A 13,231-nucleotide genomic window follows, 5' to 3' on the forward strand; every position below is an offset into this window, starting at 1 on the left:
CGGCCCCCGGGACGACGTGCTGCTCAGCAGGGCGGTCATGTCCCGACCGTACGTGCGGGCGCGGCGGGCCGCCGCTGTGGTGTCCCGGCGTCACCGGGCGGTCGCGACGGGTCGCGCTTGCGGCCGTAGCCCGCGAACAGCACCGCCGTCGTCGGCACCGGGCGCATGCGGACGACGTCGCGCCGCCCGCGCCGCCACGCCAGCACGTCCCGGACGGACGGCCGCAGGCCGACCAGCCGCAGGTCCAGGCCCAGCCGGTCGGCCGCGGCGAGCAGCCGGCGCCGGTCGACGAACAGGTCCGGGTCGTGGATGCCCGGCGGCGGGCCACCCGGCACGCGCTCGCCGATCCGGACGGCGACCAGCGCGGCCAGCCGGGTCGCGGCGATCGCGTCGACGACCAGCGTCCCGCCCGGCCGCAGCAGCCGGGCGGCCTCGGCGAGCACCGCGACGTCGTCGGCGACGTGCTCGAGGACCTCGCCGGCCACCACGACGTCGGCGCACCCGTCGCGCAGCGGCACGGCGAGCACCGACCCGCGGACGGCGAGCACGCCGTGCCGGGCGGCCACCGCCAGCCCCGCCGCGTTGAGGTCGACGCCGACGTGCCGGTAGCCCAGCCGGGCGGCGTGCGGCGCCATCAGCCCCCCGCCGCAGGCCAGGTCGACGAGGACGGCGCCCGGCCCCGCGGCCGGCGGGACGTGCTCGGCGCGCGAGGCGGCCAGCCAGTGCAGCATCGCGAACCCGCCCGAGGCCTCCCACCACTGGTCGGCCAGCTCGTCGTACTGCGCGTTGTCGTTGCGCCGCGGGTCGTCGATGCGCACGCCGGGGCCGCTACTTCTTCAACGGGTCGTGACCCCAGTTCATCAGCGAGTACCGCCACCGGGAGTCCTCGACGTCCTCCTTGGCCGGCTCCTGGGCCAGGTGCCGCTGGACGTAGCCGTGGACCTTCCTCATGTGGGCGTAGTCCTCGTCGGTGAGATCGCCCTTCTTCTTGTGCAGGAGCTCGACGATCCGGCGGCCGGACTCGTGCCCGGTCGACTCGCCCGACCCGCCGCTCTTCTGCCCCACCGACTGCGACTCGTCGGTCCCCAACCACCTCTCCAGCTCCGAGGCGCTCATGTTGACCGCCTCGTCGAAGTCCTTCCTGATGGTGTCCCGGTCGTCGTCGGCCACGGCTCCTCCTCGGTCGGTCCCCTCCCGCGGTACCGCGCGGCCCACCCCGGGAAACGGGTGTCGCCGACCGGCGCCCCCGGGTACCCGGGGGCCGTGGCCGCGAACGGGTCGGGGACGGACGCCGGACCGCGGTCGCGCGGCCGGTTCGACCCGGCGGCCGCCGTCCGCAGCGCCCGGGCGCGCGGCGAGACCCTCGACCAGCTGCTCGACCGCAACCTCGCCGAGCTGCTGCAGGAGCTGCGGGTGGCGATCACCGGCGTGCAGGTCCTGTTCGCCTTCCTGCTCGGGCTCGCCTTCACCGCCCGCTTCGACGGGCTCGACGCCTTCGCGCTCACCGTCTACACCGTCACGCTGCTGGCGACCGCGCTGGCCACGGTGGTGCTCATCGCGCCGGTCTCCTTCCACCGGCTGGTGTTCCGGCGGCGGCAGAAGGCGGTGCTCATCGCGGTGGCCGACCGGATGCTCGTGGCCGGCCTGGCGCTGCTGGTGCTGGCCATCAGCAGCGGCGTCCTGCTCGTGCTCGACGTCGTGCTGGGCCGGGGTCCGGGCGTCGTCGGCGGGGTCGGCGTGCTGCTGGTCGCGACGGTGCTCTGGTACGGGCTGCCGGTCTGGGCGCGGCGCACCGCCGCGGGCGTCCACCCCGACGAGCCGCCCGGGTCCGACCCGCCCGGAGAGCAGGACCCCGCAGGATGAGGTGCTGATCCCCCACGTCCCGGAGGCCGCCCCGTGTCCGTCACCGTCGTCGGCAGCCTGAACGAGGACGTGCTCGTCGCCGTCGGGCGGCTGCCCGGCCGCGGGGAGACCGTCGTCGGCCGCGACGCGGTGCTCGCCCCGGGCGGCAAGGGCGCCAACCAGGCCGCGGCCGCCGCCCGGCTGGCCGACGACCGCCGCGTCGTCCGCCGCGTCGTCCGCCGCGTCGTCATGGTGGGCCGGGTGGGCGAGGACCCGGCCGGGGAGCGGCAGGTCGCCGCCCTGGCCCGCGACGGCGTGGACACCGCGCTCGTGCTGCGCACCCCGGGCACCCCCACGGGGTCGGCGACGATCCCGGTGGAGGACGGCAGCGGGGAGAACCTGATCGTCGTCGTCCCCGGGGCCAACGGCGCCCTGACGCCGGCCGACGTCGACGTCCCCGCCGTCCGGGAGGCGGCGGTGGTCCTGCTGCAGCTCGAGGTCCCGCTGGAGACGGTCCGGGCGGCGGCCGGCGCGGCGTCGGGCACCGTCGTCCTCACCCCGGCACCGCCGCGGCCGCTGCCCCCGGAGCTGCTGCGGCGGGTGTCGGTCCTGGTGCCCAACGAGCACGAGCTGGTGCAGCTCGCCGGCGCCGACCCCGGGCCGCGCTCGCCCGCGGAGCTGGCCGGGCTCGCAGGCGGCCTCGGCGTGCCCGCCACCGTGGTGACGCTGGGCGCCCGCGGCGCGCTGGTGGTGCCCTCGGACGGGCCGGTCGTGCTGCAGGCCCCGCCGCCGGTCGAGGCCGTGGACACCACCGGCGCCGGCGACTGCTTCACGGGGGCGCTCGGCGCCGCGCTCGCCCGGGGGACCGACCTCGCCGCTGCGGTGCGGGAGGCGGTCGCTGCCGCGGCGCTGTCCACGACCGGGCCCGGCGCCCGCGGGGCGCTGCCCGGCGCGGCCGCCGTCGCGGAGCTGCTGCCCCGCGTGCCCGCCGCCGTCCCGGTCGGCCGGTCCGGGGGGTTGCGCGGGGCGGGTGCGGGGCAAGCCCCCCGTGACCGCACGCACGCCGCACCCGAGGAGGATGCCGTGACCGAGTCCGAACGGCCGCCGCGCAGCCCCGAGCGGGCGGAGGGCGACCCGGCGGGCGAGGAGCCCGACGCCGGCCGCACCCCGCACCCCGACGACCCCGCGGAGGGGCAACCCCTCGGCGACGGCCCCGCCGACACCCCCGGCAGCTGAGCCCGGACGGACCGGTCCGCCCCGCCGCCGGCCGCGTGCCTGGGCGTGAGGCAGATCTCCCACCCGGACGGGTCGTCCCTGCTCAGCGGGCCGTTTCCCGGCGCGACCCGTCGGGCAGCCTGGAGCCGTGGACGACACCCGACGCGACCGGCAGACCCACGACAGCACCGCCGAGCAGGGCGGCGACGCCCGCACCCCCGAGGCCGCCGGGGCCGCCGGGGCCGTCGTGCGCCTGCTCGCCAACCCCCGCCGGGTCCGCCGCTCCTGACGGTGCCCCGCGGCGGCCCCGGCCGGCGCGGGACCGCCGCGGACCCGACGGGCGCCGTCCCAGCGGTCCCACCGCTCACCGGTGTCCCGACCTGCGCGTTCGCCCCTCGTCGCGCAGCCGTGGCCCGTACCCGGCGTGCCGTGGACTGCTCCGTCACGGGACCCGGCACCATCGCCGTGTGACCGCTGCCGCCCTCCCCCTCGCCGACGTCGACCCCTCGGCCCCGGTCCGCCGCAGCCGCGCGGAGCGGGAGGCGATCGTGCTCGACACCGCCGAGCGCCTGTTCGCCGGCCGCAGCTCGCGCAGCGTGGGCATGGACGAGCTGGTCCGCGAGACCGGCCTGGGCAAGATGACGGTCTACCGGCTGTTCAAGAGCAAGGACGACCTGGTGGGCGCCTACCTCGCCCGCAAGGCCGCCTCGGTGCTGGCCGGCATCGACGCCGAGCTGGTGCGGCTCGAGGGCGACCCGCGCGCCGCGCTGCTGTCGGTGGTCGACGCCGTCGAGCGCGACGTCACGCGCGCGGGCTTCCGCGGCTGCCCCTTCACCAACGTGAGCAGCGAGTACGACGACCCGCAGCACCCGGCGCGCAACGCGGCGGCCGACTACAAGTTCGAGCTGCACGCCCGCCTGGAGCGGCTCGCCGGCCTGGTGGCCCCCGGCGCCGGCGACGACCTCGCCGCCCAGGTGCACCTGATCATCGACGGCATGTACCTCTCCGGCGGCCTGCTCGGCCCCGACGGCCCGGCCGCGCACGGCCGCGAGCTGGCCGAGCGGCTGGTCGACCTGGCCGCCGCCGGCCCGGCCCGCACGGTCTGAGCCGTCCGCGGGAGGGCCCCTCGTCCCGCGGTCGGCGGGCGGGGGCGGGGAGCAGCCCGCAGGATGGGCCGGTGACCGTCGACCGCAGCCGGCCCGACCTCGACGACACCACGGTCGAGGGGCTGGGCAAGCTCTCCGAGGCCCTGGAGACCATCGAGCAGGCCCGCGGCCAGCTCTACGGCTTCCACCAGCACTCGGGCAAGGCCGACCTGCTGCTGCAGGACGCCGTCGAGCTGCTCCGCAAGGCCGGGCACACCCAGCTCGCCGACGACCTCGACCGCGACCTGGTCGGCCGCAACGTCATCGCCGACCGCTGGACCTTCCAGATCGTCGAGGACTACGACGCGAACTACTGGTCGGTGTTCCGCGCCTTCGACGAGCGCGCCCGCACCGAGCTCGCCGACGGCGACCGCCACGTGTTCGAGGCGCGGATGAAGCAGCGCGAGCGCAGCGCCGGGCACACCGCGCACGAGGCCGGCCCCTCGCTCGCGGACTGATGGAGGACCTCCCTGCCCCCGCCACTCGCGAGCTCGCGTCGGGACCCTGCAGGGAGGCCGAACCGGGTCGCCGTCCGGCCGCCGGGAACGCAGACTCGGCGGGTGAGCACCCGCGAGCAGAAGATGCCCGAGCCGGAGACCCCGCGCTCCGTCGGCCCCCTGGGCAGCGCCACGTCCGGCCCGCCCGCGCCCGACTCCGACGGCCCGGAGGACACCGGGCCGGCCGACGGCGCCGCCGGCCCGTCCTACCCGCCCGCGGGGACCGAGCCCGCCGCGCACCGCGACTGAGCCCCGGGCCCGTTTGGCGCGGGGTCCGCGCGGACAGTCCTCCTGCGTGACCGCTCCCGGAACGCCTGCCGAGCCCCGGCCCTCAGCGCCGGGCACCGACCCGTTCGAGGCCGGCGCCGCCCCCTACGGGACGGACGCGCCGGCCTCGACCCCGCCCGCTCCCGCCCGCTCCGGGACGCCGTCCCGGGCGCGGTCGGCCGGCCGCACGGCCGGCCGGGGCCTGGCGCTGGCCCTGCTGATCGCCGTCACGGTGATCCTGGTGCTGTTCGTCGTCTTCAATGGGCAGACCGTGCAGATCAGTCTCGTCTTCACCGACGTCCAGGCCCCCCTGGTGCTGGCGCTGGTCATCGCCGCGGTGCTCGGGGCGCTGGTCGCCTCGCTCGCCGGCGCGGTGCTGCGCGCCCGCCGCCGCCACCGCTGACCGCGCTCCCCCGGCGGATCGCCGCCGACATCCCCCGCCCGCTCCGACCTGACCCCTGCGGGCGGGTCCCGCACGCGCTTCCTTGCTCCTGGTTACCCGCCGGTAATACCGTTGGTTACCGGCGAGTAGGCCTCGCCGTCCACCGGCACGGAGCAACGGAGCGCGACCCCATGAGCCACTACACGGCGAACCTGCGGGACCTGGAGTTCAACCTGTTCGAGTTCCTCGACACCAAGGACCGCTTCGGCACCGGGCCGTTCGAGCAGATGGACGCCGAGACCGCCCGCGGCGTGCTGGCCGAGGTCCGCCGGCTGGCCGAGGGCCCGATCGCCGCGTCCTTCGCCGACGCCGACCGCAACCCGCCGGTGTTCGACCCGGCCACGCACTCGGTGACGCTGCCCGACAGCTTCAAGCGGTCCGTGCGTGCCATCGAGGACGGCGAGTGGTTCCGCCTCGACCTGCCCGAGCACCTCGGTGGCTTCGGCGCCCCGCACGCCCTGACCTGGGCGGCGTTCGAGATGGTGCTCGGCGCCAACCCGGCGGTGTTCATGTACGGCTCGTGGTCCGCCTTCGCCGCCGTGCTGCACGAGCTGGGCACGCCCGAGCAGAAGCGCCTGGCCGAGCTGGTGCTCGAGCACAAGTGGGGCGCCACCATGGTGCTCACCGAGCCCGACGCGGGCTCCGACGTCGGGGCCGGCCGCACGAAGGCCGTCCGGCAGGACGACGGCTCCTGGCACATCACCGGCGTCAAGCGGTTCATCACCTCGGCCGAGCACGACCTGTCCGACAACATCGTCCACCTGGTCCTGGCCCGCCCCGAGGGCGCGGGGGCCGGCACGAAGGGGCTGTCGCTGTTCGTCGTCCCCAAGTTCCACGTCGACCTCGGGACCGGCGCGCTCGGCGAGCGCAACGGCGTCTACGTCACCAACGTCGAGGAGAAGATGGGGCTGAAGGTCTCCACGACCTGCGAGCTGACCTTCGGCGACGGCCCGGTGCCGGCGACGGGCTGGCTGGTCGGCGACGTGCACGACGGCATCGCGCAGATGTTCCGGGTCATCGAGCACGCGCGGATGTTCGTGGGCACCAAGGCGATCGCCACCCTGTCGGCCGGCTACCAGCAGGCGCTGGCCTACGCCAAGGAGCGCGTGCAGGGCGCCGACCTCACCGCCACCAGCAAGGACGCCCCGCGGGTGACGATCACCCACCACCCCGATGTCCGCCGCTCGCTGATGCTGCAGAAGGCCTACGCCGAGGGCATGCGCGCGCTGTACCTCTACGCCGCGACCTTCCGCGACCAGGTCACCGCGGCCGAGGCGGCCGGCACCGCCGACAGCGAGCAGGCCCGGCTCGCCGCCCGCGTCAACGACCTACTGCTGCCGGTGGTCAAGGGCTTCGGCTCCGAGCGCGCCACCCAGCTGCTCACCGGCGAGTCGCTGCAGTGCCTCGGCGGCTCGGGCTACCTGCGGGACTACCCGATCGAGCAGTACGTCCGGGACTCCAAGATCGACACCCTCTACGAGGGGACGACGGCCATCCAGGGCCAGGACTTCCTCTTCCGCAAGGTGGTCAAGGACGGCAGCGTCGCGCTGACCTGGCTGGCCGGCCAGATCCAGGCCACGATCGACGCCGAGGCCGGCAACGGCCGGCTCAAGGAGGAGCGGGCACACCTGGCCACCGCGCTCGGTGAGGTCCAGGCCATGCTCACCGCGCTGTTCGGCCGGCTCACCGCCGCCCAGCAGGACACGGCGAAGCTCTACGAGGTCGGCCAGAACACCACTCGGCTGCTGCTGGCGGTCGGCGACCTGGTGACAGCGTGGCTGCTGGTCCGCCAGTCGGAGGTGGCGCTGGCCGCGCTGGCCGGCGAGGTGAGCGAGGGCGACCGGCTGTTCTACGAGGGCAAGCTCGCCGCCACCCGCTTCTTCGCCACCCAGGTGCTGCCGCGCCTGGCCGGCGAGCGGGCGATCGTCGAGGCCACCGACAACGCGCTCATGGAGGTCCCCGAGGCGGCCTTCTGATCGAAGGCCCTCCGACAGCACCCCACCGCGGCCGTCGTCCCACCACGGGACGGCGGCCGCCGGTCGTTTTCGGGCCCGGGACGGCGGGCATGGCTCCCCGGACAGCGCCGTCGGACAGGAGGCTCCCGTGAGCGACCCCCAGGGCAGCGACCGCATCCAGCAGGGCATCCCGACCGCGTCGGGCAGCGGCGACAACAGCAGCACCGGGTCCGGGTCCAGCTTCGACGACGTCCCCCTCACCGCCGACGAGGCGATCGAGCGGGACGCCGCCTCGGGTGACGACCTGCCGGCCCGTGCCGACAGCGACGTCGCCCGGGCCCGCACCGACGGCCCGTCCGGCGAGGTGTCCGGCCCCACCCCCCGATCCGGAGGCGGAACAGACTGATGAGCGAGTCCGACAGCAGCGGTTACCGCGAGTCCCCCGACACCACCGACGGGCCGAGCGAGAGCAACCTGGTCGACGGCGTCCCGGGCGAGGACCGCCGGGACGGCGGGGAGGACGACGTCACCCTGACCACCGACGACGACGCCCAGCGCGACGACTCCGTCGTCCGCGGCGGCAACGAGGCCAGCTAGCGCAGGCCCCCGTGCAGGGGCCCGCCGCGAGCCTGCGAGCGGTGGGGGGCACGGGGGTCCTTCGTCAGATCCAGCCGTGGCGGCGGGCGACCTCCACGGCGGCGTGCCGGTTGGCCGCGCCGAGCTTGCCCGCGGCCGAGGACAGGTGGTTGCGCACCGTCCCCGGCGACAGGTGCGCGCGGGCGGCGATCTCCTCGACCGGCGCCCCGCCGGCCGCCAGCTCCAGGACGTCGGCCTCCCGGGGCGTGAGCGGGCTGTCCCCCGAGCTGATCGCCTCGGCGGCCAGCTCGGGGTCGACGTAGCGCCCGCCGCGGTGCACCGTGCGGACGACGTCGGTGAGCACCGGCGCGCTGACCGTCTTCGGCAGGAAGCCGCGCACCCCCGCCGCCAGGGCACGCTTGAGGTGTCCGGGCCGCCCGTGCCCGGTGACGATGACCACCGCGCAGCCGGGGAGGACGGCGGCCAGCTCGCCGGCGACGGAGATGCCGTCCCGGTCGGGCATCTGCAGGTCGAGGACGGCGACGTCGGGGGTATGGGCCCGCGCCATGGCCAGCGCCTCGCCGCCGGAGGCCGCCTGGGCCACGACCTCGAGGTCGTCCTCCAGCGCCAGCAGCGCGGCCAGCGCGGAGCGGATGAGGTTCTCGTCGTCGGCGAGCAGCACCCTGATCACGCCGGGACCCGCACGGGCACGGTCGCGGCGAGGACGAACCGGTCGCCGTCCGGACCGGCCGAGAGCCGGCCGCCGCCGGCCGCCAGCCGCTCCGCCAGGCCGGTCAGGCCGTTGCCCCAGCCCGGCGCCCCCGCCGGGACCCCGTCGTTGACCACCCGGAGCTCCGCCGCGCCGCGGGTCGCCGACAGCTCCACCGTGCACGAGGTCGCGCGGCTGTGCCGCAGCACGTTGGTCACCGACTCGCGCACCGCCCAGCCCAGCGCCGTCTGCACCTGCTCCGGCAGGGTCACGGCCTCCTCCTCGCCCCGCACGGTGACCTCGACGCCGGCGGCCCGCAGCACCGAGCGCGCACCGGCCAGCTCACCGGGCAGGTCGCTGCCCCGGTAGCCGCGGACGACGTCGCGCACCTCGCGCAGCGACTCCTCGGCCACCCGGCTGATGTCGGCGAGCTCCTCGACCGCGCCGGCCCTGCCGCGGCGCACCAGCTCGGCGGCCAGCTGGCTCTTCACCGCGATCGCCGAGAGGTTGCGACCCATGACGTCGTGCAGGTCGCGGGCGAAGCGCAGCCGCTCCTCGGCGACGGCGAGCTGGGCCTGCACACCGCGGGTGCGTTCCATCTCCAGCACGACGTCGAGGATCCACACGGTGAACCGGAAGGCCGCGGCGGTGACGGCCACCACCACGGCGATCGAGAGCCCCAGGGTCACGACCGCCGGCGCCGGGCTCCCGTCGGCGAGCGAGAGGGCCGCCGTGAGCACCCCCACGGCGGCGGCCCCGGCCACCAGGCCGCGGGTGCGGACGGTGACCGAGGACGCCACGAGCACGACCGCGCCCACCATGCCCGCGGCCCACGGCACGGCGGGCGAGGGCCCGTCGGTCACGACCAGGGTCGTGCCGACGGTGAGCAGGCCGGCGACCGCGGCGGCCGCCAGCGCCCTGCGGTCGGGTCCGGCGGTGCGGTGGGTGAACCCCTGGCGGGCCACCAGCAGGCAGGCAGCCGTCGTGGCCAGCGTGGCGACCACCAGCAGCAGCACCGCCGGCCCCGGGGAGTCGTCGGCCCAGGCCGGTGACACCGCCCCCAGCAGCAGCAGGGGCAGCAGCGCCAGCGTCAGGTAGTACGACCAGCGGGTGTAGAGCTCGATGCGCTGCGGGTCGGTGCGGCTGCTCCACCAGCGCGCGACGGTCGGCACGGCGACCATGCTGCCGTACCGACCGTCGTCCGCAGGCCGCGTCGGGGTGTCCGGCCTCAGCGCTTCGGCGCCCAGCGGAACCACCGCCGGCCGGCCACCCCGGCGAGCAGGACCCAGGCGGCCGCGACGGTGAGCGGGACGAGCGCGGCTCCCCACAGGCCGGCGCCGGCCACGACCTCGCCGTCCCACGTCCGGCCGGTCAGGCCCAGCTGCACGAGCTCCACGACCGGGGTGAGGGGCAGCAGCCGGGCGCCGGCGGCCAGCGCCTCGGGCAGCACGGACAGCGGGAAGAACAGCCCGGACAGCGCCGTCGCCCCCAGCACGACCGGCAGGGTGGTGATCTGCGCGGACTCCGGCGTCCGGGTGTAGACGCTGCTCAGGGTGGCCAGCACGACCATCAGCACCGCCCCGAGCAGCACCGCGAGCACCGGCAGGACGGGGTCGACCGGGGCCCGCCACTCGCCGAGGACGACGACGCCGGCCGTGACCAGGACGAGCTGGACGGCGGTGACCAGCAGCGTCGGGACGGCGGTGCCGGCCAGCACCTCGCCGTCGCCCAGCTCGCCGGTGCGCATCCGCTGCAGCACCAGCGCCTCGCGCCGGGCGACGTAGGTGGTGACCAGGTTGTAGTAGGTGAGGAACACCAGCGTGAAGGCGGCCGCGGAGACCAGCAGGGTCGGGCCGAGCGGCGCGTCCCCGGCCCCGAACAGCGGGACCAGCGCCACGAGCAGCAGCGGGGAGAGGACCGAGTTCACGACGGCGGTGCGGTTGCGCAGCAGCAGCCGGGTCTCGGCGGCGGCGAGGGCGCCCACCCGGCGCAGGCGGGAGGGGCCGGCGGGGGCCGGGAGGACTGCGGTGGCGGTGGTCATCCAGGAACTCCTCGGGGAGGGACGGTCAGGAGGGGTCGGCGCCGTCGGCGACGGCGAGGAAGGCCTGCTCGAGGGAGGCCGCGCGGGCCTCGAGGCCGTGCAGCAGCACGCCGGAGCGCTCGGCCCAGGCCAGCAGCCCGGCGAGCACCGGCTGCAGGGCGCGGGTGTGCCACTCGACCCGCGGGGCGGCGGAGACGACCTCGACGCCCGCGGGCACCGGCGGCCGCGGCGCGGCGGGGTCGAGGACGAACCGGACGGTGGCCGGCTGGGTGGCGGCGATCTCCTCGCGGGTGCCGTCGAGCACGATCGTCCCGGCGCGCATGATCGCGATGCGGTCGGCGAGCTGCTCGGCCTCCTCGAGGTGGTGGGTGGTGAGCAGCACCGCGGCGCCGTCGTCGACCAGGCGCCGGACCAGCTCCCACACGGTGCGGCGGCTCTCCGGGTCCAGCCCGGTGGTCGGCTCGTCGAGGACGAGCACGCGCGGCCGGCCGAGCAGCGCCGTCGCGAGGTCCAGGCGGCGGCGCTCGCCGCCGGAGAGGCTGCGCACCCGCACGTCGGCGCGTCCGGTCAGGCCGACCTGGGCCAGCGCCTCCCCGGCCGGGCGGGGCGCGGTGAGCGTGCCCGCCCACGTCCGGACGGTCTCCGCGACGGTCAGGTCACCGGGCAGGCCGCTGGCCTGCAGCACCACACCCAGGTGCGGGCGGACGGCGGACCTCTCCCGGCGCGGGTCGGAACCGAGGACGCGGACCGTCCCGCCGGACGCGGCGGCCAGGCCCTCGACCACCTCCAGCGCGGAGGTCTTGCCGGCCCCGTTGACGCCGAGCAGCGCGAAGACCTCCCCGGGCCGGACCTCGAAGGAGACGCCCCGGACGGCCTCGAACGAGCCGTAGCGGCGGCGCAGGTCGGCCACCTCGACGGCGGGCGCGTCCGCCGGGGCCGGCGCCGGGGACGGCGCGAGGGTGGGGGTCGGGTGCACGGCGGGACCTCCTCGGCGTGCCCGCCGGCCGGGGGTCGGCCGCTGTCGTCGGGGCACGGGACCACGCTCCCGCCGGCCCCGGCCCGGCACAGGTGCCGTCCCTCACGACTTCCCCCCGCACGCGCACGGGCCCCCCGTGACACGTGTCACGGGGGGCCTGTGAGCCGGCCTCACACCGACGTGTGCGACCGGCCCTCCCGGACGGCGACCGCCTGGTCCGCGGCCAGGTCGCGGGTGCGGGTCTCCCCGTAGGACAGGACGGCGACCAGCGTGATGACGGCGCAGACGGCGAGGTACACCGCCACCGCCGTCGCGTTGGGGTCGGTGAAGCTGCCGAGCAGCGCCACCGCGATCAGCGGCGCGGGGGCGCCGGCGACCACCGAGGCGAGCTGGTACCCGACCGAGACGCCCGAGTAGCGGGCCTTGGTGCCGAACAGCTCGGAGAGGAACGCCGCCTGCGGGCCGTACATGGCGCCGTGGAAGAGCAGTCCCACGGTGATCGCCACGACCACGAGGGCGAAGCTCCCGGTGTCGAGCAGGGTGAAGAACACGAAACCCCAGACCCCGACGCCGACCGCACCGAACAGGTAGACCGGCCGGCGTCCGATGCGGTCCGACAGCGCCCCCCACAGCGGGATGGTCACCAGGTGGACGGCGGCGGGGATGAGCACCGCGTTGAGCGCGAACGAGGTCTCCAGGCCGAGCACCTGCGTCAGATAGGTGAGGCTGAACGCGGTGACGACGTAGTAGGCGACGTTCTCGGCGATGCGGGCACCCATGGCCACCAGCACCTCCCGCTTATAGCGGGTGAGCACCGTGACGATGGGGGCCTTCTCGACCGCGTCGGTCTGCCGAGCCTTCTCCTCGGCGAGACGCTGCGCCTCGAGGAGGACCGGGGACTCCGAGACGGCCAGCCGGACCCACAGCCCGACGAGGATGAGCACCGCAGACAGCAGGAACGGGATCCGCCAGCCCCAGGCGGCGAACGCCTCGTCGGACTGGAACACGGCCAGGACCGCCAGCACACCGGTCGAGATCAGCTGGCCGGCGGGCGCGCCGGCCTGCGGCCAGGACGCTCAGAAGCCGCGGTGCTCCGGCCTGCCGTGCTCGACACGATGAGCACCGCGCCACCCCACTCGCCGCCGAGGGCGAACCCCTGGATCAGCCGGAGGGCGATCAGCAGGATCGGGGCGAGCACGCCGACCGTGGCGTAGGTGGGGAGCAGGCCGATGGCGAACGTGGCGCCGCCCATCATGAGCAGCGAGATGACCAGCAGCTTCTTGCGGCCGATCCGGTCACCGAAGTGGCCGAAGACCAGGCCGCCGATCGGGCGCGCGGCGAACCCGATGGCGTAGGTGGCGAAGGCGGCGAGGACGCCGACGAAGTCGTCCTGCTCCGGGAAGAACAGTGGTCCGAAGACCAGCGCGGCGGCCGAGCCGTAGAGGAAGAAGTCGTACCACTCGACGGTGGTGCCGATGATGCTGGCGCCGACGACGCGGCCGAAGTGACCTCGCTGGCGGGGCACCGGAGAGGGTGCGGTCATGCGGGTCTCCTGAGGGACGAGGG

The 13,231-nt window shown here is 76.1% G+C and carries 18 protein-coding genes; 10 read left to right on the forward strand and 8 right to left on the reverse strand.

Annotation, left to right across the window (positions count from 1 at the left end; translation table 11 throughout):
- Nucleotides 1-35: 35 nt before the first annotated feature.
- Together ACWIZO_RS05145 and ACWIZO_RS05150 are read right to left on the reverse strand one after the other, a co-directional pair.
- Nucleotides 36-818, reverse strand: a complete 783-nt coding sequence (locus ACWIZO_RS05145; protein ID WP_448641434.1) for a class I SAM-dependent methyltransferase — start codon at nucleotides 816-818, stop codon at nucleotides 36-38.
- A gap of 10 nt (nucleotides 819-828) precedes the next feature.
- Nucleotides 829-1,170, reverse strand: coding sequence for a DUF3140 domain-containing protein (locus tag ACWIZO_RS05150; protein ID WP_448641435.1), 342 nt, complete (start codon nucleotides 1,168-1,170; stop codon nucleotides 829-831).
- Between the two features lie 93 nt (nucleotides 1,171-1,263).
- On the opposite strand from ACWIZO_RS05150, the gene ACWIZO_RS05155 reads away from it, so the two are divergent.
- The 10 genes from ACWIZO_RS05155 to ACWIZO_RS05200 all read left to right on the forward strand — a co-directional run bounded on the left by ACWIZO_RS05155 (nucleotide 1,264) and on the right by ACWIZO_RS05200 (nucleotide 7,960).
- Complete coding sequence (locus tag ACWIZO_RS05155; protein WP_448641436.1) at nucleotides 1,264-1,863, forward strand: DUF6328 family protein; 600 nt, start codon at nucleotides 1,264-1,266, stop codon at nucleotides 1,861-1,863.
- A gap of 33 nt (nucleotides 1,864-1,896) precedes the next feature.
- Complete coding sequence (locus ACWIZO_RS05160) at nucleotides 1,897-3,078, forward strand: PfkB family carbohydrate kinase (protein ID WP_448641437.1); 1,182 nt, start codon at nucleotides 1,897-1,899, stop codon at nucleotides 3,076-3,078.
- Between the two features lie 127 nt (nucleotides 3,079-3,205).
- Complete coding sequence (locus ACWIZO_RS05165; protein WP_448641438.1) at nucleotides 3,206-3,346, forward strand: hypothetical protein; 141 nt, start codon at nucleotides 3,206-3,208, stop codon at nucleotides 3,344-3,346.
- A 178-nt stretch (nucleotides 3,347-3,524) separates the two neighbouring features.
- Nucleotides 3,525-4,163: a TetR/AcrR family transcriptional regulator gene (locus ACWIZO_RS05170; RefSeq protein ID WP_448641439.1), complete on the forward strand. Its 639-nt coding sequence runs from the start codon at nucleotides 3,525-3,527 to the stop codon at nucleotides 4,161-4,163.
- A gap of 71 nt (nucleotides 4,164-4,234) precedes the next feature.
- On the forward strand, nucleotides 4,235-4,660 hold the full coding sequence (locus ACWIZO_RS05175) for a hypothetical protein (RefSeq protein ID WP_448641440.1): 426 nt from the start codon (nucleotides 4,235-4,237) through the stop codon (nucleotides 4,658-4,660).
- 102 nt (nucleotides 4,661-4,762) lie between these two features.
- The gene (locus tag ACWIZO_RS05180; RefSeq protein ID WP_446757682.1) at nucleotides 4,763-4,948 is read left to right on the forward strand and encodes a hypothetical protein; all 186 of its coding nucleotides are present in this window, start codon (nucleotides 4,763-4,765) and stop codon (nucleotides 4,946-4,948) included.
- A 46-nt stretch (nucleotides 4,949-4,994) separates the two neighbouring features.
- The gene (locus tag ACWIZO_RS05185; protein ID WP_448641441.1) at nucleotides 4,995-5,369 is read left to right on the forward strand and encodes a LapA family protein; all 375 of its coding nucleotides are present in this window, start codon (nucleotides 4,995-4,997) and stop codon (nucleotides 5,367-5,369) included.
- A gap of 170 nt (nucleotides 5,370-5,539) precedes the next feature.
- Complete coding sequence (locus tag ACWIZO_RS05190; RefSeq protein WP_448641442.1) at nucleotides 5,540-7,384, forward strand: acyl-CoA dehydrogenase; 1,845 nt, start codon at nucleotides 5,540-5,542, stop codon at nucleotides 7,382-7,384.
- A 127-nt stretch (nucleotides 7,385-7,511) separates the two neighbouring features.
- On the forward strand, nucleotides 7,512-7,769 hold the full coding sequence (locus ACWIZO_RS05195; protein WP_448641443.1) for a hypothetical protein: 258 nt from the start codon (nucleotides 7,512-7,514) through the stop codon (nucleotides 7,767-7,769).
- Nucleotides 7,769-7,960 (forward strand): hypothetical protein, encoded by a 192-nt coding sequence (locus tag ACWIZO_RS05200; protein ID WP_448641444.1) that lies wholly within the window; start codon nucleotides 7,769-7,771, stop codon nucleotides 7,958-7,960. Before ACWIZO_RS05195 ends, ACWIZO_RS05200 begins: the two co-directional genes overlap by 1 nt.
- Nucleotides 7,961-8,024: 64 nt before the next feature.
- Here the strand turns inward: ACWIZO_RS05200 and ACWIZO_RS05205 are convergent, their stop codons facing one another.
- The 6 genes from ACWIZO_RS05205 to ACWIZO_RS05230 form a co-directional block, all read right to left on the reverse strand.
- Nucleotides 8,025-8,630, reverse strand: a complete 606-nt coding sequence (locus ACWIZO_RS05205) for a response regulator (protein WP_448641445.1) — start codon at nucleotides 8,628-8,630, stop codon at nucleotides 8,025-8,027.
- Nucleotides 8,627-9,820 (reverse strand): sensor histidine kinase, encoded by a 1,194-nt coding sequence (locus ACWIZO_RS05210; protein ID WP_448641446.1) that lies wholly within the window; start codon nucleotides 9,818-9,820, stop codon nucleotides 8,627-8,629. Before ACWIZO_RS05210 ends, ACWIZO_RS05205 begins: the two co-directional genes overlap by 4 nt.
- Before the next feature lie 56 nt (nucleotides 9,821-9,876).
- Nucleotides 9,877-10,689 carry an ABC transporter permease gene (locus ACWIZO_RS05215; protein ID WP_448641447.1) on the reverse strand — a complete coding sequence of 271 codons (813 nt, stop codon included), beginning with the start codon at nucleotides 10,687-10,689 and terminating at the stop codon, nucleotides 9,877-9,879.
- Between the two features lie 25 nt (nucleotides 10,690-10,714).
- Nucleotides 10,715-11,665: an ABC transporter ATP-binding protein gene (locus ACWIZO_RS05220; RefSeq protein WP_448641448.1), complete on the reverse strand. Its 951-nt coding sequence runs from the start codon at nucleotides 11,663-11,665 to the stop codon at nucleotides 10,715-10,717.
- 170 nt (nucleotides 11,666-11,835) lie between these two features.
- On the reverse strand, nucleotides 11,836-12,690 hold the full coding sequence (locus tag ACWIZO_RS05225) for an MFS transporter (protein ID WP_448641449.1): 855 nt from the start codon (nucleotides 12,688-12,690) through the stop codon (nucleotides 11,836-11,838).
- Nucleotides 12,691-12,701: 11 nt separating this feature from the next.
- A complete protein-coding gene (locus tag ACWIZO_RS05230; RefSeq protein ID WP_448641450.1) occupies nucleotides 12,702-13,208 on the reverse strand; it encodes an MFS transporter in 507 nt (168 codons plus the stop codon).
- Nucleotides 13,209-13,231 lie beyond the last annotated feature (23 nt).

It is taken from the genome of Geodermatophilus sp. URMC 63 (assembly GCF_053502565.1).

Bases quoted from the DNA above. Each gene is read 5' to 3' on its own strand.
- ACWIZO_RS05200 (WP_448641444.1), top strand. From the start codon at position 7,769: ATGAGCGAGTCCGACAGCAGCGGTTACCGCGAGTCCCCCGACACCACC.
- ACWIZO_RS05215 (WP_448641447.1), bottom strand. From the start codon at position 10,689: ATGACCACCGCCACCGCAGTCCTCCCGGCCCCCGCCGGCCCCTCCCGC.
- ACWIZO_RS05230 (WP_448641450.1), bottom strand. From the start codon at position 13,208: ATGACCGCACCCTCTCCGGTGCCCCGCCAGCGAGGTCACTTCGGCCGC.
- ACWIZO_RS05190 (WP_448641442.1), top strand. From the start codon at position 5,540: ATGAGCCACTACACGGCGAACCTGCGGGACCTGGAGTTCAACCTGTTC.